Origin of the sequence: Mycolicibacterium madagascariense, assembly GCF_010729665.1 — a bacterium.
GTDB classification, from domain to species: Bacteria; Actinomycetota; Actinomycetes; order Mycobacteriales; family Mycobacteriaceae; genus Mycobacterium; species Mycobacterium madagascariense.
The window spans coordinates 518,286-543,505 of sequence record NZ_AP022610.1; the positions used below are offsets into that span (position 1 = coordinate 518,286).

Consider the following 25,220-nt stretch of genomic DNA (forward strand, 5'->3'; position numbering starts at 1 on the left):
TGCTCGGCGGGTGGCGGGGGGCTGGTCGGCGGGGTACTTGACACCCGTCAAGTCGGGCGTCGTACAGTTCTGCTCATGCAGATTCGCGACACCGCCGTTGCCACGCCCGACAAGCCCGCGATCATCATGCACCCGTCGGGAACGGTGGTGACGTTCGGCGAGCTGGAGGCCAGGGCGAACCAGCTGGCGCACTTCTTCCGCGAGGCCGGACTCGTCGAGGGTGACGCCGTGGCCATCCTCATGGAGAACAGCGAACACATGCATGCCGTCATGTGGGCGGCGCGCCGGGCCGGGCTGTACTACGTCCCCATCAACACCCATCTCACCGCCGCCGAGGTCGCGTACATCGTCGACAACTCCAGCGCGAAGGCCATCGTCGGCTCCGGCGGCCTGACCGACGTCCTGGCCGATCTCGAAGCCGAGCTGCCGGGCGGGCTCCCGCCGGTGCTCCTCGTCGCCGACGCCGACCTTGACGGCTGGCAGCGCTATCCGGAATGCGTTGCCGCCCAACCCGTTACCCCGATCGACGACGAGATCGAGGGCGATCTGCTGCAGTACTCCTCGGGCACCACGGGGCGGCCGAAGGGGATCAAGCGCGCCCTGCCACACCTGCCGCCCTCGGAGGTGCCCGGGTTGATGGCCGCCCTGGTCGGATTCTGGACGACCCCGGACGCGGTGTACCTCAGTCCCGCGCCGCTGTACCACACCGCTCCCTCGGTGTGGTCGATGCAGACGCAGGCCGCCGGCATCACCACCGTCGTACTCGAGAAGTTCAGCCCCGAGGGCGCACTCGAGGCGATCCAGCGACACCGGGTCACCCACGGCCAGTTCGTTCCGGTGATGTTCACCAGGATGCTGAAACTGCCCGAGGCCGTGCGCAACTCGTATGACGTGTCGAGCCTGCAGCGCGTCATGCATGCGGCCGCACCGTGCCCGGTGGAGATCAAGATGCAGATGATGGATTGGTGGGGGCCGATCATCGACGAGTACTACGCCTCCTCCGAGGCCATCGGTTCGACGCTCATCACGGCCGAGGAGTACCTGACGCACCCCGGTTCGGTGGGCAGGTCGATGATGACGCCGCTGCACATCGTCGGCGAGGACGGCAACGAACTGCCGCCCGGTGTGGCCGGTGAGATCTACTTCGAGGGCGGCAACGACTTCGAGTACCTCAACGATCCCGACAAGACGGCGTCCTCGCGCGACGCGCACGGCTGGAAGACCGTGGGCGACATCGGCTACGTCGACGAGGACGGCTACCTGTACCTCACCGACCGGCGCCACCACATGATCATCTCGGGCGGGGTCAACATCTACCCGCAGGAGGCGGAGAACATGTTGGTCACCCACCCCAAGGTGATGGACGCCGCGGTGTTCGGCGTGCCCGACGACGACATGGGGCAGAGCGTCAAGGGCGTGGTCCAGACCGTCGACGAGGCCGATGCCACCGACGCCTTCGCCGACGAACTGCTGGCGTGGTTGCGAGATCGGTTGGCGCACTTCAAGTGTCCGCGGTCGATCTCGTTCGAGGCGCAGCTGCCGCGCACCGACACCGGCAAGCTGTACAAGCAGGAGCTGATCAAGAAGTACTCGTGAAGCACGTCAGCGTCGGGGACGGGACCCTGGTCGAGTCGGATTCCCCCGAGGGCGCCTCGTTCTCGCTGACCGAGGAGCCGAGCACCGACCGCCGGGCGATCACCGTGGCCTCGGTGCCCGACGCCGTCGCCGAGATCGCGGAACGGGTGAGCAGGTGGCCGATCGCCGCCGCGGTGTGCGACGACGTGCTGCGTGCCTTCGACCCCCGAATGGCCACGCGCGCAGGCATTGTCACCGAGTCGCTGGCGTATTCGACTCTGCAGGCCGGCCCGGAGTTCGCGCGCTGGCTGAGCGAGCGCGGTCCGGCGACGGTGCCCGCGCTGCCGGATCCGGTGGTGTCGGCCCGTGACGGCGACGCGCTCTACGTGTGGTTCAACCGCGCCGCGAGGCACAACGCCTTCTCGACCGACGCCCGCGCGGCGCTGCTGGAGGCACTCGAGGTCGCCCGGCTCGACCCGTCGGTGACCGAACTGGTCCTGTGCGGCAACGGCCCATCCTTCTGCAGCGGAGGCGATCTCGCGGAGTTCGGCACGTTCGACGATCCGGCGTCGGCGCACCTGGCCCGCACGCGGTACAGCCCCGCCCTCGTCCTTGACGAGATCACCGCGCGCCTGGGGCGAAGCTGCCGCGCCGAGGTGCACGGCCGCGTGCTCGGCAGCGGGCTGGAGATGATGGCCTTCTGCGGCCACGTGAGCGCCCACTGCGACACCGTGTTCGGCCTGCCCGAGCTGACGCTCGGTCTCATCCCCGGAGCGGGCGGCACGGTCAGCGTCACCCGGCGGATCGGGCGCTGGCGCACGGCGTATCTGGTGCTGTCGGGTGCCACGATCGACGCCGCGACCGCACTCGAGTGGGGTCTGGTCGACGCCGTCGCCTAGATCCCGCCGCGGGCCACCAGTTGGCTCGCGATGACGTTGCGCTGGATCTCGTTGGTGCCCTCGCCGACGATCATCAGCGGCGCGTCGCGGAAGTAGCGCTCGACGTCGTACTCGGTGGAGTATCCGTAGCCGCCGTGGATGCGGACGGCGTTCAGGGCGATCTCCATCGCCGCCTCGGAGGCGAACAGCTTGGCCATGCCGGCCTCCATGTCGGCCCGCTCGCCGCCGTCGTAGCGGTCGGCGGCATGCAGCGTCAGCTGGCGCGCGGCGGTGAGCTTGGTGGCCATGTCGGCGAGGTAGTGGCCGACCGCCTGGTGCTTCCAGATGGGCTGGCCGAAGCTCTCGCGCTGCTGGGCGTAGGCCAGCGCGTCCTCCAGCGCCGCCGTCGCGACGCCGAGCGCGCGGGCCGCCACCTGGATGCGCCCGGTCTCGAGGCCCTTCATCATCTGCGCGAAACCCCTGCCCGGCTCGCCGCCGAGGATGGCCGTGGCGGGAATCCGGTAGTCGGTGAAGGCCAATTCGCATGACTCGACCCCCTTGTAGCCGAGCTTCGGCAGATCGCGGGACACCGTCAACCCGTCGCCGTGCTCGACGAGCACGATCGAGATCCCCCTGTGGGCCGGCGTCGCCCGGGGATCGGTCTTGCAGAGCAGGGCGATCAGCCCGGACCGCCGGGCATTGGTGATCCACGTCTTGGCACCGTTGATCACCAGCTCGTCGCCGTCGGACGCCGCGACGGTCGTCATGGCCTGCAGGTCCGACCCGCCGCCCGGCTCGGTGAGCGCCATGGTCGCGCGCATCTCCCCGGTGGCCATCGCCGGCAGGTAGCGCCGCTTCTGCTCCTCGGTGCCGAAGAGTCCCAGCAGCTTCGCCACGACGGTGTGCCCACCCATCGCTCCCGCCAGGCTCATCCACCCGCGCGCCAGTTCCTGGGTGACGTGCACGTAGCACCGGGTCGAGACGGGGGTGCCGTCGTAGTCCTCGTCGATCGCGAGGCCGAAGATGCCGAGCTGCTTCATCTGCTCGATCCACGCCTCGGGGTAGGCCCCGGAGTGTTCGACGTCGCGCACCGTCGGCTTGACGTCGCGGTCGACGAACGCCCGGACGGTGTCGACGAGCATGGTCTCTTCTGTGGTCAGCACGGGTTCCATCATGTACCGGGCCGCGTTGACACCTCGATCGGCGTACTGCCAGCATGGGTGACGTGACGCCGGGTGGACCGTACTTCGACGATCTGCACGTGGGCCAGGTGTTCGCCGACGCACCGTCGATGACGCTCAGCCCAGGGGCCGCGGCCGTGCACCAGTCGATCCTCGGGGACCGGCTGCGCCTGCCGCTCGACGCCAGCCTGACCCACGCCGTCACCGGGGCCCCGGCCGCACTCGCTCATCCGGCGCTGGTGTGCGACGTCGCGATCGGGCAGAGCACGCTGGCGACCCAGCGCGTCAAGGCCAATCTCTTCTATCGCGGCCTGTGGTTTCACCGGTATCCCATCATCGGCGACACCCTCTACACCCGCACCGAAGTGGTTGGGCTGAAACAGAATTCGACCAAGCCGGGGCGGCCGTCGACCGGGCTGGCGGCCCTGCGGATGACGACGATCGACCAGGCCGACCGGCTGGTGCTCGACTTTCACCGCTGCGCGATGATCCCGCTGCGCGACGGTGCGGACGACACCGGCCACGCCGACGATCTGTCGACGATCGGTGCCGGGACACCGGTGCCGCCCGACCCCACGGCCGACTGGGACGCCGAGGCCTTCCGGTCCCGCGTATCGGGGTCGGGCGCGGTGCCGACGGGCACGGTGCTGCGCACCACGGCCGACGTGGTGAGCAGCGCGCCGGAACTCGCCCGGCTGACGTTGAACATCGCTGCCGCCCATCATGATTGGCGCGCCGGCGGTGAGCGCCTGGTGTATGGCGGGCACACCATCGGGTTGGCGCTGGCTCAGGTGACCCGCGTGCTGCCCAACGTCGTCACGGTGCTCGGCTGGGAATCCTGCGACCACACCGGCCCGGTGCGCGAGGGCGACACCCTCTACAGCGACGTGCACGTCGAGGACGTCCGCGACGGCGTGCTGCACCTGCGGTCGGTGGTCTTCGCCGTCGGGGAGCCCGACCGCCAGGTGCTGGACTGGAGATTCCGCGCGCTTGTCTGGCAGTGAGGCGCGCGAGTGGGGGGCCAGCGGGCTGGCCCATCTGACCGGCCGGCCCGACGGCGCCCCAGACTTCTCCCGCGCTGCCGTCCTGCGTCAGGCCGCGTCCCTGGCCGACGACCTCGCGGGCCGACTGGGCATCGACGTGTCGGCCGCCGAACTGCTGGCCGGCCGGGCGGGGCTGCTCGGTCTGTCGCGGCGGGGGCGGGTGTCCGCGGGTGGGGCGTCGCGGCTGCTGCGCGCCGCCGATGGGTGGTGGGCGCTGACGCTGTCGCGGCCCGACGACGTCGACGCGGTGCCGGCCCTGGTCGAGCTGGACGTCGTGCCGGACGATCCGTGGCGGGCGGTCGAATCCTGGTGCGCCACATGCGATGTCGCCGATGTGGTGGACCGGTCCCGGCTCCTCGGCCTGCCCGCGGCCGCGCTTGGGGAGGCCAGTCCCGCCGGGCCGGTCATCCGCCGCCTCGGCCCGCGCGCCGCACCCCGCCCCGTGCCCGGTCTCCTCGTGGTCGACCTGTCGTCGATGTGGGCGGGCCCGCTGTGCGGGCAACTGCTGGCGAGGGCAGGCGCGACGGTCGTGAAGGTCGAAACCCCGGGGCGGCCGGACGGGACGCGGGCCGGTGATCGCCGATTCTTCGACTGGATGAACGCTGGAAAGCTCTGCTACTCAGCTGATCTCGCCGAGAAGACCAGGGCCCTGCTCGAGACGGCCGACGTCGTCATCGAGTCCTCACGGCCGGCCGCCTTGCGCCAGCGTGGTCTCGGCGCGGAAGACGTTGCGGCCCAACCCGGCCGGGTCTGGCTGCGCATCACCGGATACGGCGCCGACGTAGACCGGGCGAACTGGACCGCCTTCGGCGACGACGCGGCGGTGGCGGGCGGGGTGGTCGGCCGCAGTGTCGACGGGCCGGTGTTCTGCGGCGACGCGATCGCCGACCCGCTGACGGGGATGCAGGCCGCGCTGCAGGTCGCCGAATCCCTGGCCCGCGGGGGAGGTGAGGTCATCGACGTCGCGATGGCCTCCGTGGCGGCGACCTACGCGATGCTGCCCGAGTCGGCGAGCGAAACCGACCTTCCCGCAATGCCTCCCGCGGCCCCGGTCGTATGCCAGCGCGCTGGCGACCTCGGTGCCGACGACGCTCTCGTCGAGCGGTTGGTGGCGGAGCGGGCCTAACCGCCGATTCACGGAAGTTGGGGAGCGGCGGGCGCGACCAAACCGACACAGATCACGACGACTGCGCGCGCGCCGGCTGTACGAGCGTCCTGCGCAGCCAGTCGACCTGGCTCGCGAAGAACGCTTGCGAGACGGGCGCTTTGGCCACCAGGGCGTCGAAGCCGTGGAATGCGCCGGGGACGACGTCGACGTCGCAGGGCACGCCCGCCGCGGTCAGGCGTTCGGCGTATTCGACGTCCTCGCGGTGGAACAGGTCGTTGGTCCCGACGCCGAGCCAGGCGGGCGGTAGGCCGCTCAGATCGTCTCGGCGGGCGGGCACCGCGACGTCCGGGTCCGCGTCACCGAGGTAGCTCGACCAGCCGTAGGCGTTGGCCTTCCGGTTCCAGAGGCGGTAGTGGGACTCGTCGAGGTCGTCCCGCGTGCTGGTGCGGTCGTCGAGCATCGGGTACACCAACAGCTGTGCGGCAACGGCGATCTCGCCGCGATCCCTGGCGAGCAGCGCGAGCGCCGCGGTGAGGCCGCCGCCCGCGCTGGCGCCCCCGATCGCGACTCTGGCCGGGTCGACGTCAGGTAGCGCCGCGAGCCAGCCGAGCGCGGCGTAGCAGTCCTGCAGGGGGATCGGGTACGGGTACTCCGGGGCGAGGCGGTAGTCGACGGCCACCACCGTGATGCCGAGTTCGTGGGCGAACCTGCGGCAGATGGCGTCGTCCTGCGCTGCGCTGCCGATGACGTAGCCCCCGCCGTGAATCCACAGCAGCGCGGGCCCCGCGTCCTCACCCCCGGGCGGCGGCCGGTGCAGGCGCACACGGCCACCGGATGCCGTCACCAGGACGTCGACGTCGCGCGGCGCGCGGCGGGACGTCAGTCGGGCCACGGCCCGCAGCGGTGACAGCGTGTAGGGGTGGACCAGGCCGCGCGGGGTGACGCGGGCGCGGCGGGCGAGGTCGGGGTGGAAGTCGGGCATCACCCGACCCTAATCCCGGTCGTTGAGCAGTGCCTCGAAGGCGACCCGGTCGCCGCGGTACAGCGAGCGGACCACCTCGATGGGCCGGTCGTCGACGTCGAGCGAACGCCGGTGCAGCCGCAGCATCGGCATCGCGGTCGTGGACTCCAGCAGCGCGGCCTCCCGCGGTGCGGCCAGCACGGTCTCGACGCGCTCGACGGCCGACCCGAACCGGACCCCCGTCGCCCGGATCGCAGCGTAGAGCGACGTCGTCGGATCGAACGTCTCGGTGAAGTCACCGAAGCGGTGCCGCGGGAGGTAGGTGCTCTCCAGCCCGATGCGCTGCCCGTCGGCGAGCAGCACGCGTTCGAGGTGCATGACGGGATCGCCGTCGGGGACGTCGAGTGCGGCGGTCAACTCCGGGGTGGCCTCGACGTCTTCCCACGTGACGAGCAGACGTCCCGGCTTGCGCCCCATCCGCAACGCGCCCTCGGTATAGGACTTCAGCGAGAGTGGTTGTACCAGTTTGGGTTTGGCGACGACGGTGCCGCGTCCGCGCCGCTCGATGCGGCCCTCGACCAGCAGTTCGTGCACGGCTTGGCGCAGCGTCTCACGGGCGACGCCGAAGCGCTGGGCCAACTCTCGCTCCGGCGGGAAGGGGTCGCCCTCGACGAGCCCGTCGAGGATTTCCTCGAGCGCGGTGCGAATGGCGTACGGCTTGCTCACGATCGTCGGAGCACGCGTTCGGCGATGGTCAGCACGTCCTCGATCGTCGCAGCCCGGCCGGTGGCGCGGGCGTCGGGGTCCTTGGCGGCGTCGTCGTAGCGCCGCAGGCGGACGGCGTCGGGCCACCACGGATGGTCGAGGAGTTCGTCGTCGACGCCCGCACCGCCCTGGGCCAGAAGCGACTGCACCGACGTCGGGCTGAGGCCCGCCCCGTAACCCGGGTCGGTGGCGACGAGGTAGCGCTTGGCGGCGACGTGTTGCCCGGCCAACCAGCCGACGCGCTCACCGAACCGCGGCGTCAGCCAGTCGCGGGCCGTCTCGTCGTGGCGCTGTGCCGCCGTCGCGTCGAAGGCCGGGCTGTGGGCGATGTCGTGCAGGGCGGCGGCCAGGACGAGTTCGTCGTCGGCGCCGTCGTCGATGGCGCGGGCGGCCGACTGGAGGGCGTGATCGAGTTCGTCGACGGCCTCCTCGTCCCATACGCCACGAAGCGACGACAGCAGTTCTGCGGTTTCAGCGAGCGCATTCATCGGAGCTAGCTTACCCTCAATTGGTCTATACCAATTCTTAACCTGCTGTTGGGGCGGCCATCATCGCAGCGCCTGCCGGCCGTCTTCTGGAGTCTGAAAGGTCACTGAACATGCGCGTGACGATCATCGGCGGTGGCATCCTCGGGACGGCCCACGCCCTCGAGGCCGTCCAGCGCGGTCATCGGGTCACCCACCTCGAGCGCGAGCTCGAGGCCCGCGGGGCCACCGTCCGCAACTTCGGGCTGGTCTGGGTGTCCGGGCGGGCCGAGCACGAACTCGCCGCGGCGCTGCGGTCGCGCGAACTGTGGGAGCAGATCGGCGCCCGCATCCCCGGGGTCGGGTTTCGCCCCGCCGGCTCGCTGACGCTGCTGCGCACGCCACGCGAGATCGCCGTGGCCGAGCAGGTCGCCGCGCGGGCCGACGCCGAAGCCCGTGGGTTCGAGGTCGTCGACCCGGATCGCATCCGTGCGCTGAACCCCGCACTGCGCGGCAAGTACCTTGCGGGACTGCACTGTTCGCGCGACGGCGCAGTGGAGTCCCGGCAGGCCATGCCCGCGATCCGAGCGCACCTCGAGGCCACCGGCCGCTATGAGTTCCTGCCCGGCACCGAGGCGCGGTCGGTCGACGGTACGGCGGTGCGCGACGACCGCGGCGGACGCCACGACGGCGACCTGGTGCTGGTGTGCCCCGGCGCCGCGCACGGCGGTCTGACCAGGGAGATCGCCGGCGAGCTGCCGGTGCGTCGGGTCCGCCTGCAGATGATGCAGACCGATCCGCTCGACGAGCCGCTCACCACGGCCATCGCCGACGGCGACAGCTTCCGCTACTACCCGGGCTTCGCGGGCAGCGCGCTCGATGCGCTGCGGGACGACGAGCCGCAGGATCCGGTCGCCGCCGCGGGGCGGATGCAGCTGCTGTGCGTACAGCGGCTGCACGGGGGCCTCACCATCGGCGACACCCACGAGTACGACGAGCCGTTCGCCTTCGACCTCGACAGCGCGCCGTATGACTACCTGGTGGCCCTGGTCGAGGAGTTCCTCGGTCGGCCGCTGCCCGCCGTGCGCCGCCGCTGGGCCGGCGTCTACAGCCAGTGCGTGGATCCTGCGCAGCTGGTGTCGAGGACCGAGGCGTCCGACGGCGTCATGGTCATCACCGGGCCCGGCGGACGCGGCATGACGCTGGGTCCGGCGATCGCCGAGCAGACCGCCGATCTGATCAACCTATGAAGGAGAAGGCTCAACCTATGAGGGATAAGACCCTGCCGCACAGCACTATTCAACTAGCAGTCCTCGACATGGCCGGCACGACCGTCGCCGACGACGGACTCGTCATCGCCTCGTTCGAGGCGGCCGCGACGGCGGCCGGGCTGCCTGCGGACGGCCCCGAACGCGACCACGCCCGCCAGTACGTCCTCGACACCATGGGACAGTCCAAGATCGTCGTGTTCCGCGCGCTGTTCGGCACCGAGGAACGCGCGCACCGCGCGAACGCGGCGTTCGAGAGCGCCTACGAGTCGGCGATCGACGCGGGCGAGGCCGCGCCCATCGACGGCGCCGCCGACGCCATCGCGCGGCTGCGCGACGCGGGCATCAAGGTCGCACTCACCACGGGGTTCAGCGGTCGGACGCAGGCCAAGCTGCTCGCCGCCCTCGGCTGGCAGTCGATCGCCGACCTGGTGCTCGCGCCCGGTGACGGCGTGCGGGGCAGGCCCTACCCGGATTTGATCCTCACCGCGCTGATGCGACTGGGTGCCGACGGCGTCGGCAACGTCGCCGCGCTCGGTGACACCAGCAATGACGTCGACAGTGCGCTGCGGGCCGGATGTGCCGTCGCCGCAGGCACTCTCACCGGCGCGCACGACGAGACCCGACTGCTCGACGCCGGAGCCACCCACGTGGTGAAGAACGTCACCGAGTTCGCCGACCTCATCCTCGACCACCGACCCAAGGACTGACGCCATGACACCTCGCTCGATCCTGGCTGCGCTGTCGGCCGCCGTCCTCGCCGTCACGCTCAGCGCGTGCGGCGGCACCGGGTCCTCTGGCTCCGGCGGCGGCGCCACCGTGACGGTCTACAGCGCCGACGGGCTGGCCACCTGGTACAAGCCCCAGTTCGACGCCTTCACCAAGAGCACGGGAATGAACGTGAACCTCGTGGAAGCCGGGTCCGGCGAGGTGGTCTCGCGCGTGGAGAAGGAGCAGTCCAACCCGCAGGCCGACCTGCTGGTGACGCTGCCGCCGTTCATTCAGAAGGCCGACCAGTCGGGCCTGCTGCAGCCGAGCGGCGTCGACACCGCGGGCATCGCCGCCACCCAGGTCGGGCCCGGTGGCAACTACGTCCCGATCGTCGACAACGCGCTCAGCTTCATCGTCAACCCCGGCGCCAACCCGCCGCCGGTCACCTGGAACGACCTGCTGTCACCGGCATACCGGGGCAAGCTGCAATATTCGACGCCGGGCCAGGCCGGTGACGGCACGGCGGTGCTCGTCCTGCTGCAGCACCTCATGGGCAAGCCGGGCGCACTGGACTATCTGGGCAAACTGCAGGCGAACAACGTCGGGCCGTCCTCGTCCACCGGCAAGCTGCAGCCCAAGGTGAGCAACGGCGAGCTGCTGGTCGCCAACGGAGACGTGCAGATGAATCTCGCGTCGATCAAGGACGACGGTTCGAAGTTCACCCTCTTCATCCCCGCGGCGGCCGACGGCACGAAGACCACGGTGTCGCTGCCGTACGTCGGCGGCGTCACGAAGGGCGCCCCGCATGCCGACGGCGCGAAGAAGCTGCTCGCGTTCCTGGTGTCGCAGGACGTCCAGAAGACGGTTTCCCCTGACGCCCTTGGCATTCCGGTCCTGCAGTCACTCGCCGCATCGACGGAGCAGAGTGCGGCGCCCAACACCCCTGCGGCCGTGTTGCGGGGGGTCGACGTGTGGGTGCCGGACTGGACGGCCGTGCTGGCCGACCTCGACGCCGACGTCGCCGCCTATCAGAAGGCCACCGGTAGCTGACGATGACGGACATCGGAGCCCCGCGCACGGGTGTCGCCCCCGGCCGCGAGACGGCCGTCGACGACGCCGTTCCGGCCATCACCTTCGACCGCGTCGGGGTGTCCTACGGCCGCGGCCAGAAGGCGACCAGGGCGCTGATCGACTTCAATCTCCGCGTGGCAGTGGGGGAGACGGTCGCGCTGCTGGGTCCCAGCGGTTCCGGCAAGTCGACCGCACTCAACGCGCTGGCCGGCTTCGTCCGACCGACGACGGGAGCGGTGCGCCTCGCGGGCCGCGACGTCACCGACCTGCCGCCCGCCAAGCGGGGCATCGGGGTGGTGCTGCAGTCCTATGCCCTCTTTCCGCACATGCGGGTGGCCGACAACGTCGCCTTCGGACTCAAGTCGGCCCGGGTGCCCCGGCGCGAGCTCGCCACCCGCGTCGGGGAGGCGCTGGACATGGTCGGCATGTCGGCGTACGGAAAGCGTTTGCCCCGTGAGCTTTCCGGCGGTCAGCAGCAGCGCATCGCCATCGCGAGGGCGCTGGCCATCCGTCCGCGGGTACTGCTGCTCGACGAGCCGCTGGCCGCGCTCGACGCTCAACTGCGGCAGTCCATGCTGACGGAGCTGCAACGGTTGAAGGAGGCCCTGCCGGACACCGCGATGCTGTACGTGACGCACGATCAGAGCGAGGCTCTGGCGCTGGCCGACCGCATCGTCGTCATGAACGACGCCCGGCTGATGGACGTCGACACCGCCGAGAACCTCTGGAAGCGTCCGCCGACGAGCTTCACGGCCGCATTCCTCGGCGGCGCCAACCTGATTCCCTGCACGGTCGGCCGCGTGATCGGGACCGCAGCACTCGTCGGCGTCGCGCACAAGACCGTCAGCGCCGAGGCGCCGCAGCCCGCGGTCGGCCGCACGGACTGGGCGCCGGGCTCCAAGGCGCTGCTGTGCATCCGCCCGCATGCCATCAGGGTCGTCGGTCTGGGTGATCGAGATGCCCTGCGCGCCAACGTCACGGCCGCGGTATGGCGCGGTGCGCACACGCGGCTGGTGCTCTCGGTGCACGGGCTGCCCGATCAGCTGATCGACGTCGACGTGCCCGGTGCGGTCGCGTTCGCCACCGGCAGCGAGATCGGGCTGCGGTTTCCCGAACCCGCGGGCGTGCTCGTCCAGGCGCCGTCGTGACGGTCCTGGCCGAACCGACGACGGAGGCGCCCGAACGACCGGGCGTACCGCGCTCGGCGGCCGGCTGGTGGGCCGTGCCGCCGGTGCTCGTCGTGGTGGTCGTCGCGGTCTACCCGCTGCTCCGGGTGTGCCTGGAGTCGACGAAAGGCGTTGGGGGGCAGAGTACCTGGGCGTCGGTGCTCGCGTCGGAGGCGTTCCGCGGCGCGCTGTGGCGGACCGTCGCGATCGCGGCGACGTCGACCGCCGGTTGCCTGGTGCTCGGAACGTTCCTCGCGATCGTCCTGGCCTTCGTACCGTTCCCCGGCAGCGGCGTCGTCGGCCGTCTCATCGACACCGTGCTGGCGCTGCCGTCCTTCCTCGTGACGCTGGCGTTCACCTTCCTCTACGGCACGGCGGGCGCGGTCAACGCGGCGTTGGCCGGTGTCGTGGGCGGGGGTGCGTCGGTGCTCGACCTGCTCTACACCCCCGTCGGGGTCATCGCCGCCGAGATCACGTTCTTCACGCCGTTCGTCGTGCGGCCGCTGCTGGCGTCGTTCTCGGTCCTGCCGCGGGCGCAGCTGGACGTCGCAGCCAGTCTGGGGGCCTCACCGCTGCGCGTGCTGCGCTCGGTCGTCATGCCCGAGGCGTGGCCGGCACTGATGGCGGGCGGCAGCCTGGTGCTGCTGTTGACGCTCAACGAGTTCGGCATCGTGCTGTTCACCGGGGCCAAGGGCGTCACGACGCTGCCGGTGCTGATCTACACGCGCGGCATCGTGACGTTCGACCTGCCCGGTGCGGCCGTGATCGCGACCGTGCAGATCGCGCTGTCGCTGGCGCTGTACGCCGTGTACCGGGTGGCCTTCGCGCGCGTGACGGCCCGTCGGGAAGGGGATGCCGCGAATGTTGTTGTGGACCAGGCGAAGTAGAGCCGTCCTGCTCGGCCTGTTTGGCGCCGTGGTGCTTGTCGTGTTCGTCGCGCCGCTCGCCACGGTCGTCCTGGCCGGCCTGGCGGGGTCGTGGACGCGGGCGCTGCCGTCGGGCCTGGGATTCGGGCGCGTCGCGCAGGCCGTGTCCGGGGAGAACCTGGCCAGTCTGTCGGTGAGTCTGCAGACGGCGGTCGTCGCGGGTGGGCTGGCGCTCGTGCTCGGCACCTGGGCCGCGATCGCGGCACGCGAGGCGCCGCGCTGGTTGCACCGCCTGACCGACGCGGTGTTCCACCTGCCCATCGCGGTGCCGTCGGTGGCGATCGGACTGGGGCTGCTGATCGCGTTCAACGCTCAGCCGCTGCTCCTGGGGGGCACGCGGTGGATCGTGATCCTCGCGCATGCGGTGCTGGTGTTGGCGTTCGCCTTCAGCGCGGTGTCGGCGGCGCTCGACCGGCTCGACCCCGCCTACCGCCAGGCCGCGGAATCCCTTGGCGCCGGCTCACTTCGGGTGTTGACGCGGGTCACGCTGCCGCTGCTGCTGCCCGCACTCGGGGCCGCGGCCGGGCTGGCCGTGGCGCTGTCGATGGGCGAACTCGGCGCCACGGTGATGGTGTACCCGGCGACCTGGAAGACGTTGCCCGTCAGCATCTTCGCCCTCACCGATCGTGGCCAGGCGCTGCAGGCCGCGGCCTGCACGACGGTGCTGCTCCTCGTCACCCTGGTGGCGCTGCTGGGCCTGGGCCGCATCCGCGGCAGGGCCGCGCTGCGCTAGTCATCCCGCGGGTGCGGGCTCCGGCGGCGCGAACCCCGGCAGGGTGATCGGTCCGAATCCCGGCACGTCGATGACGCCGGGGGGCGGACCCTCGCTGGTCGTCTCACTCGGCGTGGTCGCCGGGCCCGGTGGCGGCCCCAGCGGCTGCGACGTCGTCGTCGGGGAAGCGGTCGTCGTCGGGGCAGCAGTAGTCGTCGACGGGGCAGCGGTGGTCGTCGTCGGGGCGGCCGCCGTCGTCGACGGAACGGTCGGCGGGGGCGGCTCGGAGGGCAGCGGACCGATGGGGATCAACGGCTCCTCGTACACCGGTGGCGGGGGCGGCGCCTGCGGGCTGGGCGGGGGCGGCGGCGCCGCCGGTGCGGGAGGGGGAGGCAGATCGGCGGGTGACTGCGTGCGGACGCTTCCGGTCACCGGGATCCAGCCCTGCGGGGCCGGCCTGCCGACGTTGCAGGACACCTGTTTGCTGCCCGCGGCCCAGCTGGCCGGTGACACCGTCTCGTAACCGAGGCCGAGTCCGGCCCGCGCCAACGTGTTCGGGGCCAGGTACCCGTCGGCGACCCGGGTGCAGGCGTCGTTGATGAACGTGCGCTGGTCGGCGTCCGACGGCACACCGCCGGGGAAGCGCTCGGCGAGGCTGACGGCGCCGGTGACCTCGAGGGCGTGCGGCGTCGCGCAGTCCACCGGCAGATCGGTCGAGTGATTTGCCCCGTCGATGCCGAGGCACGTGCCCGCGGGCCACACCTTCGACTGGTCGAGGTCGGCGATGCGGCCCCGGAACAAGACCGGCTTGCCGCCGGGGCCCAGCAGCTGCAACCCGCACAGCAGGTTCCGCGCACCGGAGTTCGCCTGCGGCTCGTCGCCCGCCCACAGCACGCTGATGGTGAAGCGGCTGTTGGGGTCGTAGTGCGGGCCCAGATACTCGCGCACGGCGAGCTGGCACGGGTCGCCGAAGTTGTTCATGCCGACGGGTTTGGCGACCTCGAACATGTGGTCCGAGCGGCACTGCACGAACGACGGTTTGTCGGGCTCGTCGGGAGGCCAGCTCAGGCAGGTGCCGGTGCCCGCATTGCTGAACACGACGCTCGCGCGGCTGCCGACGGCGGTCGGCACACGGGTCTCCGGCGTCGCGGTGAGCAGTTCGATGACGCCGCCAACGAGCAGGAACACCATGACCAGGGTGAGGAATCCGCGTTTGTGGGCCCGTGCGGCGAGACGGTCGGCGGCGCCCTCCGCGGCGCGCCGGTCCTCGTCGAGCGCGGCCAGAACGGACGCGAGGTCGGCGCCGCCGCTGTTCTTCGGCGTCGGTGGCCCGGTCACCTGTCGACGGTCCCGCCGAATGTGCTAGCCACGAAAATAGAGCTTGGCACAGGGCCCGAGGCGGTGCCACGTCTGCGGCCGTACCGTGACCAGCATCAACGTCATTTCGTGTCTCTTTTCCCTGTGAGATGACGGCGATCCTGTGTATTCCCGGGGAACGAGGTATCTACTGATCCTTCGAATCGAAGTCTCGTTCGCCGAGCGGCTTCGGCCCATCGATCACGCGAGGATAGGTCTCATGGCACGAATAGATCTGACGGCGAAGATTCCCCTGATCGGGATGACCATGGTGTTCCTGGCGATGGCCATCGTGGCGATCACCGCGTCGCTGCACGCCGGGTGGTGGTCGATCCTCGGATACGCGATCGCCGCCGTCGTGGCCGTGTTCGGCTTCGCCTTCACGTTCCACGACATCAACGACACCACCAAGCCGCCGCCCGTCGTCGGACCGTCGAACGGCGCCACCCGATGACCGCGACGCCGGAACCCAAGCAGGACGAGTACGACAACTCGGCGTTCACCACCGAGGACGCGGGTTACGAGAAGGGCCTCAAACCGCGTCAGCTGCAGATGATCGCGATCGGCGGCGCGATCGGCACGGGGCTGTTCCTCGGCGCGGGTGGCCGTCTCGCCAGCGCCGGACCCGCGCTGTTCCTGGTGTACGCCTTCTGCGGCGTCTTCGTGTTCCTCATCCTGCGCGCGCTCGGCGAACTGGTGCTGCACCGGCCCTCGTCGGGTTCGTTCGTGTCGTACGCGCGCGAATTCCTCGGCGAGAAGGCCGCTTTCGTCGCCGGCTGGATGTACTTCCTGAACTGGGCCATGACGGCCATCGTCGACTCGACGGCGATCGCGACCTACTTCCACTTCTGGAAGGCGTTCGCGCCCATCCCGCAGTGGACGATCGCGCTGGCCGCGCTGGCCATCGTGCTGGCGATGAACATGATCTCGGTGAAGGTGTTCGGCGAGTTGGAGTTCTGGGCCGCGCTGATCAAGGTCGTCGCGCTGGTGACGTTCCTCGTCGCGGGGACGATCTTCCTGGCCGGCCGCTACAAGATCCAGGGACAGTCGACGGGCTTCAGCGTCATCACCGACCACGGCGGGCTGCTCCCGACGGGGCTGTTCCCGGTGGTCATCGTCACCTCGGGTGTCGTATTCGCTTACGCTGCAGTCGAACTCGTCGGCACCGCGGCCGGAGAGACGGCGAACCCCGCCAAGATCATGCCGCGGGCGATCAACTCCGTCATCGCCCGGATCGCGCTGTTCTACGTGGGATCGGTGTTCCTGCTCGGCCTGCTGCTGCCCTACACCTCCTACAAGTCCGGTGAGAGCCCGTTCGTCACGTTCTTCTCCAAGATCGGCGTGGACGGCGCGGGCACGATCATGAACATCGTGGTGCTGACGGCGGCGTTCTCCAGCCTGAACGCCGGTCTGTACTCGACGGGCCGCATCCTGCGCTCGATGGCGATGAACGGCAGCGCGCCCAAGTTCACGTCGCTGATGAACAAGCGCGGCGTGCCCTACGGCGGCATCTGTCTGACGGCGGTCATCGGCCTCTTCGGCGTGCTGCTCAACGGCGTCGTGCCGGCGCAGGCGTTCGAGATCGTGCTGAACGTCGCGGCACTGGGCATCATCGCGTCGTGGGGCACCATCGTGATCTGCCAGATCCAGCTCTACCGGTGGTCGAAGAAGGGCATCCTCGAACGCCCGTCGTTCCGGCTGTGGGGGACGCCGTGGACGGGATACGTCACGCTGGCGTTCCTGTTCGGCGTCCTGGTGCTGATGGCGTGCGACCCGCCGATCGGCACCTGGACGGTCGCGTCGCTGATCCTGATCATCCCGGCGCTGATCGCGGGGTGGTACGCGGTCCGCTCGCGGGTGCTGGCGGTAGCACGGGAGCGCGAGGGCTACACCGGCCAGTTCCCGGTGGTCGCGAACCGGCCGGCCCGCGAACCCCGGGAGCCGAAGCAATAGCGAATGAACAACTTCTCGATGTTGTCGTGTACGCCGAGGCAACCGGGGTAACCTCCCGGGATGACGGCTCGACCGGACACCCGGTACCCCGGACCCACCTGGACCACCCGCGCTCGCTGGCTGATGAAGGCCGGGCCGGCGGACTACCTGCTGGCCGCCAGCGTGGCGGCGACGTCGCTACCGGTGATCGGCAGGCATCTCGAGCCGCTCGGCGGGGCCACCGCGATGAGCATCTGGGGGGTTCGGCACACGCCCGACTTCGTCGGCAGCGCGGTCAAGTCGTGGTTCGCGCCCGGCGCGGGTGAGCTCAAGAAGCAGCAGCGCGATTCGACGAGTGCCGTCACCGAGGCCGCGTTGCGCGGTGTGGTGCCGGCCGCCGACCTCGCGATCACTTGGCCGCGCCCCGAACGCACCCCTCCGGTGTGGAAGGCACTCGAGCACCGCCGCCACGTCTACCGGTCCTCGGTGCGCTACGGCGACGACCCCTCCCAGCTGCTCGACGTGTGGCGCGCCAAGGAGCTCCCGGAGCAGCCCGCCCCGGTGATGATCTTCCTGCCGGGCGGCGCGTGGGTGCACGGCGGCCGCATCCTGCAGGGGTACGCGCTGATGTCGCACCTCGCCGAGATGGGGTGGGTGTGCCTGTCGATCGACTACCGCGTCGCGCCCCATCATCCGTGGCCCCAGCACCTCACCGACGTCAAGACCGCCATCGCGTGGGCGCGGGCCAACGTCGACAAGTTCGGCGGGGACCGCAACTTCGTGACGGTGGCGGGCACGTCGGCGGGCGGGCACCTGGCCGCGCTGGCCGGCCTGACGCCCAACGACCCCGAGCTGCAGCGCGATCTGCCCGAGGGTTCGGACACCTCGGTCGACGCCGTCGTCGGCATCTACGGGCGCTATGACTGGGAGGACCGCTCCTCCGTCGAGCGCGTCCGCTTCGTCGACTTCCTGGAACGCGTGGTGGTGAAGCGCTCGATCGACCGGCACCCCGAGATCTTCCGCAAGGCGTCGCCGATCGCCCGCGCGCATGCCGACGCCCCGCCGTTCCTCGTCATCCACGGCAGCGGCGACACCGTCATCCCGGTGCAGCAGGCGCGCGACTTCGTCACGACGCTGCGCAACGTGTCCCGCGCCGTCGTCGGATACGTCGAATTGCCCGGCGCCGGACACGGTTTCGACATGACCGACGGCGCCCGCACCGGGACGACGGCCACGGCGATCGGTCTGTTCCTCAACGATGTTCGCCGAAACCAGACGACGGTCGGGGCAAGAGCGGTTATATAACCGCGTGAAGAGGCTCAGCGGGTGGGACGCGGTACTGCTGTACAGCGAGACGCCGACCGTGCACATGCACACGCTGAAGCTGGCGGTCATCGCCCTCGACGCGCTCGGTGACCGCACCTTCGGCGTCGAGGACTTCCGCAAGGTCATCCACGGCAGGCTGCACAAGCTGGACCCGTTCCGCTACGAGTTGATCGACATCCCGTTCAAGTTCCACCACCCGATGTGGCGGGAGAACTGCGAGGTCGACCTCGACTACCACATCCGGCCGTACCGGATCGACGCTCCCGGTGGCCGCCGCGAGCTCGACGACGCGGTGGGCAGGATCGCCAGCACCCCCCTGGACCGCAGTAGACCGCTGTGGGAGATGTACTTCATCGAGGGTCTCGCCGACGGAAAAATCGCCGTACTCGGCAAGATTCACCACGCACTGGCCGACGGGGTGGCGTCGGCCAACCTGATGGCACGGGGAATGGACCTGCAGACGGCGCCCGACGACCGGGACTCCTACGCCACCGACCCGGCGCCGACGAAGGCCGAGCTGGTGCGCTCCGCGTTCGGTGACCACCTGCGCCAGATCGCCCGGCTGCCGGGGGTCGTGCGCTACACCGCCGAGGGCCTGGGCCGGGTGCGCAGGAGCAAGTACGACCTCGGGCCGGAACTGACCCGTCCGTTCACGCCGCCGCCCACCTTCATGAACCACATGGTCGACGGCACCCGCAGGTTCGCCACCGCCTCGCTGGCGCTCGCCGACGTCAAGGAGACCGGCAAGCACCTGGGAGTCACCATCAACGACATGGTGCTGGCCATCTCCGCGGGTGCCCTGCGCACCCTGCTGCAGAAGTACGACGGGCACGCCGATCATCCCCTATTGGCTTCCGTCCCAGTCAGTTTCGACTTCTCGAGGGATCGCATCTCCGGCAACTACTTCACCGGCGTCATGATGACGCTGCCCGTGGAGCTGGCCGATCCGATCGAGCGGGTGCGGGCCGTGCACGACGCCGCGGTGGCGGCCAAGGAGACCAACCACCTGATGGGTCCGGAGCTGGTGAGCCGGTGGTCGGCCTACTTCCCGCCGGCTCCCGCCGAGGCCATGTTCCGCTGGCTGGCCAACAAGGACGGCCAGAACAAGGTCCTGAACCTGCCGATCTCCAACGTGCCCGGTCCGCGTGAGCACGGTCGGGTCGGCGGCGCGCTGGTCACCGAGATCTACTCGGTCGGGCCACTGACGACGGGCAGCGGCCTGAACATCACGGTGTGGAGCTACGTCGACCAGCTCAACGTGTCGGTGCTCTCGGACGGCGCGACGCTGGCCGACGCGCACGAGCTGACCGCCGCCATGGTCGAGGCGTTCGTCGACATCCGGCGGGCGGCGGGCCAGTCGGAGGAGCTGACGGTCGTCGACGCGGTCATGGCGCCGTAGCTGGTTTGCCAGATTTGACGAACCGGGTCGACGGCCCGTCCGCTGGCTACCGCGGGGCGCGTCGCCTCGACGTTGCGACACGGTCACGGATGGGTACCAAGCGATAACTCGGCGGTCCCATTCACCCCACTGGTCACTATCGTCACAGCTGCTAGTCGTCGACGTCTCCGCGACGTCCTCCGTGAAAGGTGTGACATGTCGCCGCGACCCCGTCATGCATCGGCCTCGATGGCCCTCGCGGTCGCGATCGGTCTCGGCTTTGCCACCGTCGTCGCCGCCCCGGCAAACGCCGAACCGTGCGAGGGCGCCGCCGCGGCCGCCCAGCCGCTGCCCACCCAGGCCTTCGAGATTCCCAGCCCGTCGGGGATCTCACCGCTGAACCGTCCGATCGGGCACCGGCCCAACGGCGCGAACGACGCCGCGCCGACACCGAAGCCGGGGTTGTTGCCCGCCATCATCAAGGCGCTGACCCCGCCGGCGATGCCGATCCAGCAACAGGCCGCCGTGGTGCCGTCGCCCACGCCGGGGGGCGCGACGCCCCAGCAACCATCGGCCGTGCCGAAGCCTGCGCCCGTGCCCGCGGCTGCGCCCATCCCGGCCGCACCGGCCGGGACGTCGATCGTCGGCTGGGTGACCGGGCCGGACAGCCCCAACCAGACCATCCAGCGATTCGCGATCACCGGCACCGACCTCGGCATCATGTGGGACAACGGCGACGCCTCGAACGACCAGGTGCTGATGGCCTTCGGCGACACCAATGGCTACTGCCAAATCCCCGGAAAGCAGTGGCGCTACAACGCGCTGTTCCGTAGCTCGGACCGGTCGCTGGCCAAGACCGTCGCGGTGCCCAACGGCGTGCCGTCCAACGCGTACTCCGGTTCGCCGGTGTGGCGTCCGGGGATCTCCAAGCAGATCATCAACACCATCAACCAGGCGCCGCAGGAGACCGGCATCATCCCGACCGCGGGCGTCGCAGTGGGCGGCAAGCAGTTCCTGAACTTCATGTCGATCAGGAGCTGGGACAGCAACGGCGCCTGGACGACGAACTTCTCGGCGATCGCCATGTCGCCCGACAACGGCGAGACCTGGGGCGTCTACCCGGGGACGATCCGCGCGCCGGGTGGCGGCAACGAGAACTTCCAGATGGGCGCGTTCCTCAAGCCGGGCCCCGGCGACCCGTACCTCTATTCGTTCGGTACGCCCAACGGTCGCGGCGGTTCGGCCTACGTGGCCCGCGTGTCGCCGGCGCTGATCCCGGACCTCACGAAGTACGAGTACTGGAACAACGACCAACAGGCTTGGGTGCCAGGCGATCCCGGTGCCGCGACGCCGGTGATCCCCGGTCCGATGGGTGAGCTGTCGGTGCAGTACAACACCTACCTCAAGCAGTATCTGGCGCTCTACTGCAACGGCGGTTCCAACGACGTCGTGCTGCGGACGGCGCCGACCCCGCAGGGACCTTGGGGCCCAGAGCAATTGGTGGTGAGCCACTCCGAGATCCCCGGTGGCATCTACGCTCCGTTCCTGCATCCCTGGTCGACGGGCAAGGAGCTGTACTACAACCTGTCGCTGTGGTCGGCGTACAACGTGATGCTGATGCACACCCATCTGGCCTAGCCGCGGGTGGCCTTCACCCAGTCCAGGAAGTGGGCGACGGCGGTCGCGGTGAAGTGTCCGTGTGGCGAGCCGAAGAAGTCGAAGGCATGTTGGGCGTGCGGAATCTCGGCGTAGACAACGGGATTCGTCGACGTCGTCGTGAGCGCCTCGACGAACTCGCGACCCTCCTGGACCGGGATGATGGAGTCGTCGGTGCCGTGCAACACGAAGAACGGCGGCGCGTCCGGGTGCACCCGGGTGATCGGTGACGCGTCGAGGTACACGTCGCGGTGGTCGGCGAAGCGCTTCTTGACGATGTAGCGCTGCAGGATGCCGAGGAACTCGGGTCGGCCCGAGCCCTCCCCGGTGAACCAGTCGTAGCGGCCGTAGATCGGCACCGCGGCCACGACGGAGGTGTCCGCGTCGGTGAAACCCGGTTGCCACTGCGGATCATTGGGCGTCAACGCCGCGAGCGCCGTGAGATGCCCACCCGCGGAGCCGCCGGAGATCGCCACGAAGTCGGGGTCACCGCCGTAGTCGGCGATGTTCTCCTTGACCCACGCCAGCGCGCGCTTCACGTCGACGATGTGGGCGGGCCAGGTGTTGCGCGGACTGACCCGGTAGGCCATCGACACGCAGATCCATCCCCGTTCGGCCAGTTCGGCCATCATCGGATAGGCCTGCGGTCGGCGCATGCCGATCGCCCAGGCGCCACCGGGGACCTGGAGCAGGACCGGGGCGCGCCCATCGCGGGGGAGATCGGACCGGCGCCACACGTCGGCCACGTTCTGGCGGTGCGGCCCGTACCGGATCACGTTGCTCCTGGGCACGTACCGGCGCCGGGTCCACGACGTCCTGAGCACACCGTGCGGCCGGCGCCTGCGCTCCTGGGCGGCGACGGCGGCGTAGTCGTCGCCGAGGGTGTCGCGCAGCGGGCCCTCGAAGCTGTCCTGAGACCGCGCGCCGCGAACGTACACGAAGGCCAGCGTCGCCCACGCAGTCGCCGTGAGCGCCAAGGCAATTCGGCCGCGACGGCCGGTGAAGTCCCCGCGCAGACCGCGCCGGGCCGCGTCGATCATCGAGGCCCCGGCGACCACCAGGGCGGCCTCACCCGTCGGCCAACCGAGGAAGAACACCGGGATCGTCACGTAACCCTCGCGGCCCAGGGGACGTACGGCGTTGGCGGCGTTCGCGAGCTCCGCGATCGCACGGACGACCGGGTAGCGCCTACGGTGGCTCAGGTCATTCTCCGTTCGTCTCGACGAGGTCGTGCAGTTCCCGCCGGAGGATCTTGCCGGTGCTGCCGCGCGGCAACTCCGTCAGCACCGTGATGGTCCGCGGCACCTTGTAGTTCGCCAGGTTCCCGCGAACGTGATCCTTCAATCCCTCTACGGTGGTCGACGCACCCTCGTCGAGCACCACGAACGCCACCAGTCGCTGGCCGTAGTCCGCGTCGTCGACCCCGAGCACCGCGGCCTCGGCGACGTCGGGGTGCGCCACCAACGTCCTCTCCACCTCGATCGGGTAGACGTTCTCCCCGCCGGAGACGATCATCTCGTCGTCGCGGCCCACCACGAACAGCCGGCCCGCCGCGTCCAGGTAGCCGACGTCGCCGCTGGACATGTAGTCGTCGTGAAAGTCCTTGGTGGCGCCCGAGGTGTAGCCGTCGAACTGCGTGGAGTTGCGCACGAAGATCGTGCCGACCTCGCCGGTCGGCAGCTCGCGGCGATCGGCGTCGAGGATGCGAATGTCGGTGCCCTCGGCCGGTCTCCCCGCGGTGTCGGGGGCGGCCCGCAGATCGGCGGGCGTCGCGGTGGCGATCATGCCCGCCTCGGTGGCGTTGTAGTTGTTGTAGATGACGTCGCCGAACCGGTCCATGAACGCCGTCACGACGTCGGGCCGCATCCGCGAACCCGAGGCCGCCGCGAATCGCAGGGAGTGCCCGTCGTAGCGGGCCAGCACGTCGTCGGGGAGATCCATGATGCGGTCGAACATCACGGGGACGACGCACAATCCGGTCGCGCGGTGGCGGTCGACCAGTTCGAGGGTGGCCTCGGGATCGAACTTGCGCCGCGTCACGATCGTGCACGCCATCGAGGCGGCGAACACCAGCTGGGAGAAGCCCCAGGCGTGGAACATCGGCGCGACGACGACGGTGGTCTCCTCCGCGCGCCACGGCGTGCGGTCCAGAATGCCCTTCAGGGTCATCGGGCTGCCACCGGAATGCGTTGCGCCCTTGGGTGTTCCGGTGGTACCTGACGTGAGCAGGATGATCCGCGACCGGCTGCCCGAGCGGCGGGGCCGGCGGCCGACGTGCTCGGCGATCATCGTCTCGACGGTGCGCTCGGCCGACCGGCCCGCATCGGTCCACGCGAGGATGCGCACGGCGTCGGGCGTCTCGGTGAGCGCCCGGTCGACCGTGGGGGTGAACTCCTCGTCGTAGACGATGGCGAGGGACTTGCCTGCGCCTTCGCGCGTGACGACCTCAGCGAGCGCGGGCCCGGCGAAGGACGTGTTGAGCAGCAGGACGTCGGCGCCGATGCGGCTCGCGGCGATCAGGCTCTGGACGAACCCGCGGTGGTTGCGCGCCATGATGGCCACCACGTCGGGTGCGCCCCCGGGAAGCGCCTGCAGAGCGGCGGCGAAGGCGTCGGCCCGCTGGTCGAGCTCGTGCCAGGTCAGCGTGCCGAGCTCGTCGACGAGCCCGGGCCGGTCGGGGCAGCGCTGGGCCGCGCTCGCGAAACCCGATGTGATGCCCATGTTCTCGCGGACCATGGCCGCGGCGATGCGGACGTACTTGTCAGGCCGCAGGGGGGCGATGACGCCGGCGCGCGCCATCGTGGTCACCAGGCCGAGCGTGGCGGTCAGCTGGTCGGTGATTCCCATGCGCGGCCTAACCCAGCACGGGAAGTCGTCGGGCCCTTGCCAATTCGTCGAGGGCCCGCTGCATGACGTGGCGGACGTGGGCGTCGACCTCGTCGACGTCGGGATTCTCCCCGAACTCGGCCACGACGTCGATGGGGGGCAGGGCGCGGGTGACGATCTTGGTCGGCAGGGGCACGTTGACCGGAACGACGGCCGACAGGCCGAACGGGAAGCCGAAGGAGATGGGCAGGATCTTGACGCGCAAGAGCTTGTCGAGCCGCACGGCCTTGGCCAGCCACTCGCCGCGGGACAGGAACAGCTGTGCCTCCTGCCCGCCGATGGAGACCATCGGGACGATCGGCACGCCGGCGTTGACGGCCGCCCTGACGTAACCGGTGCGGCCGCCGAAGTCGATCGTGCCCTCCGCGGCGGTGGGCCGGTACACGTCGTAGTCGCCACCGGGGAAGACCACGACCACACCGCCCGAGCGCAGCGCCTCGTCGGCGTTCTCGTGGTTGGCGGGGATGAAGCCGGTCTTGCGGAAGAAGTTCGCGGTGGGTCCGGTGAAGATGATGTCGTGGCTCAGCGTGTAGACCGGCCGGTCGTACCCGAAGCGCTCGTAGAAACCGGTCGCGAACACCGGGACGTCCATGGCGAACAGCCCGCCCGAGTGATTGCCGACGACGAGTGCGCCGCCCGGCGGGAAGTGTTCGAGGCCATGCACCTCGCTGCGGTGGTACCCCTTGGTCACCGGGCGTATCCAGCCCATCACCCGCTCAGTCAGACCGGGATCCCACTTGGTGACGGCGCTCGGTGTGGTCTCGGACGGGTCGTCGTCTGCGTTCACGGGAGCCCCCTGCTGGAGTGAAACGTGTTCTAGTTTCAGCGTACCGGCGGGGCTCGGGGCGATGCAGCCG

The 25,220-nt window shown here is 70.1% G+C and carries 23 protein-coding genes; 15 read left to right on the forward strand and 8 right to left on the reverse strand.

The features are described 5' to 3' along the window. Window positions 1–75: 75 nt before the first annotated feature. Window positions 76–1,596, forward strand: coding sequence for a fatty-acid--CoA ligase FadD4 (fadD4, locus tag G6N60_RS02395; protein WP_163732052.1), 1,521 nt, complete (start codon window positions 76–78; stop codon window positions 1,594–1,596). Then, on the forward strand, window positions 1,593–2,474 hold the full coding sequence (locus G6N60_RS02400; RefSeq protein ID WP_163732055.1) for an enoyl-CoA hydratase/isomerase family protein: 882 nt from the start codon (window positions 1,593–1,595) through the stop codon (window positions 2,472–2,474). The genes fadD4 and G6N60_RS02400 overlap by 4 nt, the downstream gene beginning before the upstream one ends. Here the strand turns inward: G6N60_RS02400 and G6N60_RS02405 are convergent. Continuing rightward, on the reverse strand, window positions 2,471–3,625 hold the full coding sequence (locus tag G6N60_RS02405) for an acyl-CoA dehydrogenase family protein (RefSeq protein ID WP_163743322.1): 1,155 nt from the start codon (window positions 3,623–3,625) through the stop codon (window positions 2,471–2,473). The genes G6N60_RS02400 and G6N60_RS02405 overlap by 4 nt on opposite strands. A 44-nt stretch (window positions 3,626–3,669) precedes the next feature. Here G6N60_RS02405 and G6N60_RS02410 point away from each other — a divergent pair, with 44 nt between their 5' ends. Together G6N60_RS02410 and G6N60_RS02415 are read left to right on the forward strand one after the other, a co-directional pair. Continuing rightward, window positions 3,670–4,638, forward strand: a complete 969-nt coding sequence (locus G6N60_RS02410) for a MaoC family dehydratase (RefSeq protein ID WP_163732059.1) — start codon at window positions 3,670–3,672, stop codon at window positions 4,636–4,638. Next, a complete protein-coding gene (locus tag G6N60_RS02415) occupies window positions 4,625–5,803 on the forward strand; it encodes a CoA transferase (RefSeq protein ID WP_163732063.1) in 1,179 nt (392 codons plus the stop codon). Before G6N60_RS02410 ends, G6N60_RS02415 begins: the two co-directional genes overlap by 14 nt. 52 nt (window positions 5,804–5,855) lie before the next feature. On the opposite strand, the gene G6N60_RS02420 is transcribed toward G6N60_RS02415, so the two are convergent. The 3 genes from G6N60_RS02420 to G6N60_RS02430 are packed head-to-tail and all read right to left on the reverse strand — an operon-like array spanning window position 5,856 to window position 7,999. Next, complete coding sequence (locus G6N60_RS02420) at window positions 5,856–6,767, reverse strand: alpha/beta hydrolase (RefSeq protein WP_163732066.1); 912 nt, start codon at window positions 6,765–6,767, stop codon at window positions 5,856–5,858. A gap of 9 nt (window positions 6,768–6,776) precedes the next feature. Beyond that, the gene (locus G6N60_RS02425; protein WP_163743324.1) at window positions 6,777–7,475 is read right to left on the reverse strand and encodes a GntR family transcriptional regulator; all 699 of its coding nucleotides are present in this window, start codon (window positions 7,473–7,475) and stop codon (window positions 6,777–6,779) included. Then, window positions 7,469–7,999: an HD domain-containing protein gene (locus G6N60_RS02430; protein WP_163732069.1), complete on the reverse strand. Its 531-nt coding sequence runs from the start codon at window positions 7,997–7,999 to the stop codon at window positions 7,469–7,471. Before G6N60_RS02430 ends, G6N60_RS02425 begins: the two co-directional genes overlap by 7 nt. Window positions 8,000–8,109: 110 nt before the next feature. On the opposite strand from G6N60_RS02430, the gene G6N60_RS02435 reads away from it, so the two are divergent. The 6 genes from G6N60_RS02435 (at window position 8,110) to G6N60_RS02460 (ending at window position 13,850) form a co-directional block, all read left to right on the forward strand. Then, window positions 8,110–9,225, forward strand: a complete 1,116-nt coding sequence (locus G6N60_RS02435; protein WP_163732072.1) for a TIGR03364 family FAD-dependent oxidoreductase — start codon at window positions 8,110–8,112, stop codon at window positions 9,223–9,225. 68 nt (window positions 9,226–9,293) lie between these two features. Beyond that, window positions 9,294–9,953 (forward strand): phosphonatase-like hydrolase, encoded by a 660-nt coding sequence (locus G6N60_RS02440; protein WP_246240228.1) that lies wholly within the window; start codon window positions 9,294–9,296, stop codon window positions 9,951–9,953. A gap of 4 nt (window positions 9,954–9,957) precedes the next feature. Then, window positions 9,958–11,004 carry a 2-aminoethylphosphonate ABC transporter substrate-binding protein gene (locus G6N60_RS02445; protein WP_163732078.1) on the forward strand — a complete coding sequence of 349 codons (1,047 nt, stop codon included), beginning with the start codon at window positions 9,958–9,960 and terminating at the stop codon, window positions 11,002–11,004. A 2-nt stretch (window positions 11,005–11,006) separates the two neighbouring features. After that, the gene (locus G6N60_RS02450) at window positions 11,007–12,173 is read left to right on the forward strand and encodes an ABC transporter ATP-binding protein (protein ID WP_246240231.1); all 1,167 of its coding nucleotides are present in this window, start codon (window positions 11,007–11,009) and stop codon (window positions 12,171–12,173) included. Continuing rightward, the gene (locus G6N60_RS02455) at window positions 12,170–13,078 is read left to right on the forward strand and encodes a 2-aminoethylphosphonate ABC transporter permease subunit (protein ID WP_372510953.1); all 909 of its coding nucleotides are present in this window, start codon (window positions 12,170–12,172) and stop codon (window positions 13,076–13,078) included. The genes G6N60_RS02450 and G6N60_RS02455 overlap by 4 nt, the downstream gene beginning before the upstream one ends. Further along, window positions 13,053–13,850, forward strand: a complete 798-nt coding sequence (locus tag G6N60_RS02460) for an ABC transporter permease (protein ID WP_163732087.1) — start codon at window positions 13,053–13,055, stop codon at window positions 13,848–13,850. The genes G6N60_RS02455 and G6N60_RS02460 overlap by 26 nt, the downstream gene beginning before the upstream one ends. Here G6N60_RS02460 and G6N60_RS02465 read toward each other — a convergent pair whose 3' ends face one another. Further along, the gene (locus G6N60_RS02465; RefSeq protein WP_163732090.1) at window positions 13,851–15,167 is read right to left on the reverse strand and encodes a septum formation family protein; all 1,317 of its coding nucleotides are present in this window, start codon (window positions 15,165–15,167) and stop codon (window positions 13,851–13,853) included. A 238-nt stretch (window positions 15,168–15,405) separates the two neighbouring features. On the opposite strand from G6N60_RS02465, the gene G6N60_RS02470 reads away from it, so the two are divergent. The 5 genes from G6N60_RS02470 (at window position 15,406) to G6N60_RS02490 (ending at window position 21,459) form a co-directional block, all read left to right on the forward strand. Beyond that, window positions 15,406–15,639, forward strand: coding sequence for a hypothetical protein (locus G6N60_RS02470; protein WP_163732092.1), 234 nt, complete (start codon window positions 15,406–15,408; stop codon window positions 15,637–15,639). Continuing rightward, on the forward strand, window positions 15,636–17,138 hold the full coding sequence (locus G6N60_RS02475; RefSeq protein WP_163732094.1) for an amino acid permease: 1,503 nt from the start codon (window positions 15,636–15,638) through the stop codon (window positions 17,136–17,138). Before G6N60_RS02470 ends, G6N60_RS02475 begins: the two co-directional genes overlap by 4 nt. Before the next feature lie 60 nt (window positions 17,139–17,198). Next, complete coding sequence (locus G6N60_RS02480; RefSeq protein WP_163732097.1) at window positions 17,199–18,422, forward strand: alpha/beta hydrolase; 1,224 nt, start codon at window positions 17,199–17,201, stop codon at window positions 18,420–18,422. Window positions 18,423–18,426: 4 nt separating this feature from the next. After that, on the forward strand, window positions 18,427–19,842 hold the full coding sequence (locus tag G6N60_RS02485) for a WS/DGAT/MGAT family O-acyltransferase (RefSeq protein ID WP_163732100.1): 1,416 nt from the start codon (window positions 18,427–18,429) through the stop codon (window positions 19,840–19,842). A gap of 195 nt (window positions 19,843–20,037) precedes the next feature. Then, on the forward strand, window positions 20,038–21,459 hold the full coding sequence (locus G6N60_RS02490) for a glycoside hydrolase family 183 protein (protein ID WP_246240234.1): 1,422 nt from the start codon (window positions 20,038–20,040) through the stop codon (window positions 21,457–21,459). On the opposite strand, the gene G6N60_RS02495 is transcribed toward G6N60_RS02490, so the two are convergent. From G6N60_RS02495 to G6N60_RS02505, 3 genes are read right to left on the reverse strand one after another with little or no spacing between them, the layout of a single operon-like run. Further along, window positions 21,456–22,679 carry an alpha/beta hydrolase gene (locus tag G6N60_RS02495; RefSeq protein WP_163743328.1) on the reverse strand — a complete coding sequence of 408 codons (1,224 nt, stop codon included), beginning with the start codon at window positions 22,677–22,679 and terminating at the stop codon, window positions 21,456–21,458. The genes G6N60_RS02490 and G6N60_RS02495 overlap by 4 nt on opposite strands. A 1-nt stretch (window position 22,680) precedes the next feature. Then, entirely contained in the window at window positions 22,681–24,324 is a 1,644-nt protein-coding gene (fadD12, locus tag G6N60_RS02500) for an acyl-CoA ligase FadD12 (RefSeq protein WP_163732103.1), read from the reverse strand. 7 nt (window positions 24,325–24,331) lie between these two features. Further along, on the reverse strand, window positions 24,332–25,072 hold the full coding sequence (locus G6N60_RS02505) for a 1-acyl-sn-glycerol-3-phosphate acyltransferase (RefSeq protein WP_163743330.1): 741 nt from the start codon (window positions 25,070–25,072) through the stop codon (window positions 24,332–24,334). Between the last annotated feature and the right edge of the window lie 148 nt (window positions 25,073–25,220).

What these genes read in the sequence shown, in the direction of transcription:
- fadD4 (WP_163732052.1), top strand. Translation starts at nt 76, where the DNA reads ATGCAGATTCGCGACACCGCCGTTGCCACGCCCGACAAGCCCGCGATC.
- G6N60_RS02405 (WP_163743322.1), bottom strand. Translation starts at nt 3,625, where the DNA reads ATGGAACCCGTGCTGACCACAGAAGAGACCATGCTCGTCGACACCGTC.
- G6N60_RS02410 (WP_163732059.1), top strand. Translation starts at nt 3,670, where the DNA reads ATGGGTGACGTGACGCCGGGTGGACCGTACTTCGACGATCTGCACGTG.
- G6N60_RS02420 (WP_163732066.1), bottom strand. Translation starts at nt 6,767, where the DNA reads ATGCCCGACTTCCACCCCGACCTCGCCCGCCGCGCCCGCGTCACCCCG.
- G6N60_RS02430 (WP_163732069.1), bottom strand. Translation starts at nt 7,999, where the DNA reads ATGAATGCGCTCGCTGAAACCGCAGAACTGCTGTCGTCGCTTCGTGGC.
- G6N60_RS02435 (WP_163732072.1), top strand. Translation starts at nt 8,110, where the DNA reads ATGCGCGTGACGATCATCGGCGGTGGCATCCTCGGGACGGCCCACGCC.
- G6N60_RS02440 (WP_246240228.1), top strand. Translation starts at nt 9,294, where the DNA reads ATGGCCGGCACGACCGTCGCCGACGACGGACTCGTCATCGCCTCGTTC.
- G6N60_RS02445 (WP_163732078.1), top strand. Translation starts at nt 9,958, where the DNA reads ATGACACCTCGCTCGATCCTGGCTGCGCTGTCGGCCGCCGTCCTCGCC.
- G6N60_RS02450 (WP_246240231.1), top strand. Translation starts at nt 11,007, where the DNA reads ATGACGGACATCGGAGCCCCGCGCACGGGTGTCGCCCCCGGCCGCGAG.
- G6N60_RS02460 (WP_163732087.1), top strand. Translation starts at nt 13,053, where the DNA reads ATGTTGTTGTGGACCAGGCGAAGTAGAGCCGTCCTGCTCGGCCTGTTT.
- G6N60_RS02470 (WP_163732092.1), top strand. Translation starts at nt 15,406, where the DNA reads ATGGCACGAATAGATCTGACGGCGAAGATTCCCCTGATCGGGATGACC.
- G6N60_RS02475 (WP_163732094.1), top strand. Translation starts at nt 15,636, where the DNA reads ATGACCGCGACGCCGGAACCCAAGCAGGACGAGTACGACAACTCGGCG.
- G6N60_RS02480 (WP_163732097.1), top strand. Translation starts at nt 17,199, where the DNA reads ATGACGGCTCGACCGGACACCCGGTACCCCGGACCCACCTGGACCACC.
- G6N60_RS02490 (WP_246240234.1), top strand. Translation starts at nt 20,038, where the DNA reads ATGTCGCCGCGACCCCGTCATGCATCGGCCTCGATGGCCCTCGCGGTC.
- fadD12 (WP_163732103.1), bottom strand. Translation starts at nt 24,324, where the DNA reads ATGGGAATCACCGACCAGCTGACCGCCACGCTCGGCCTGGTGACCACG.
- G6N60_RS02505 (WP_163743330.1), bottom strand. Translation starts at nt 25,072, where the DNA reads ATGGGCTGGATACGCCCGGTGACCAAGGGGTACCACCGCAGCGAGGTG.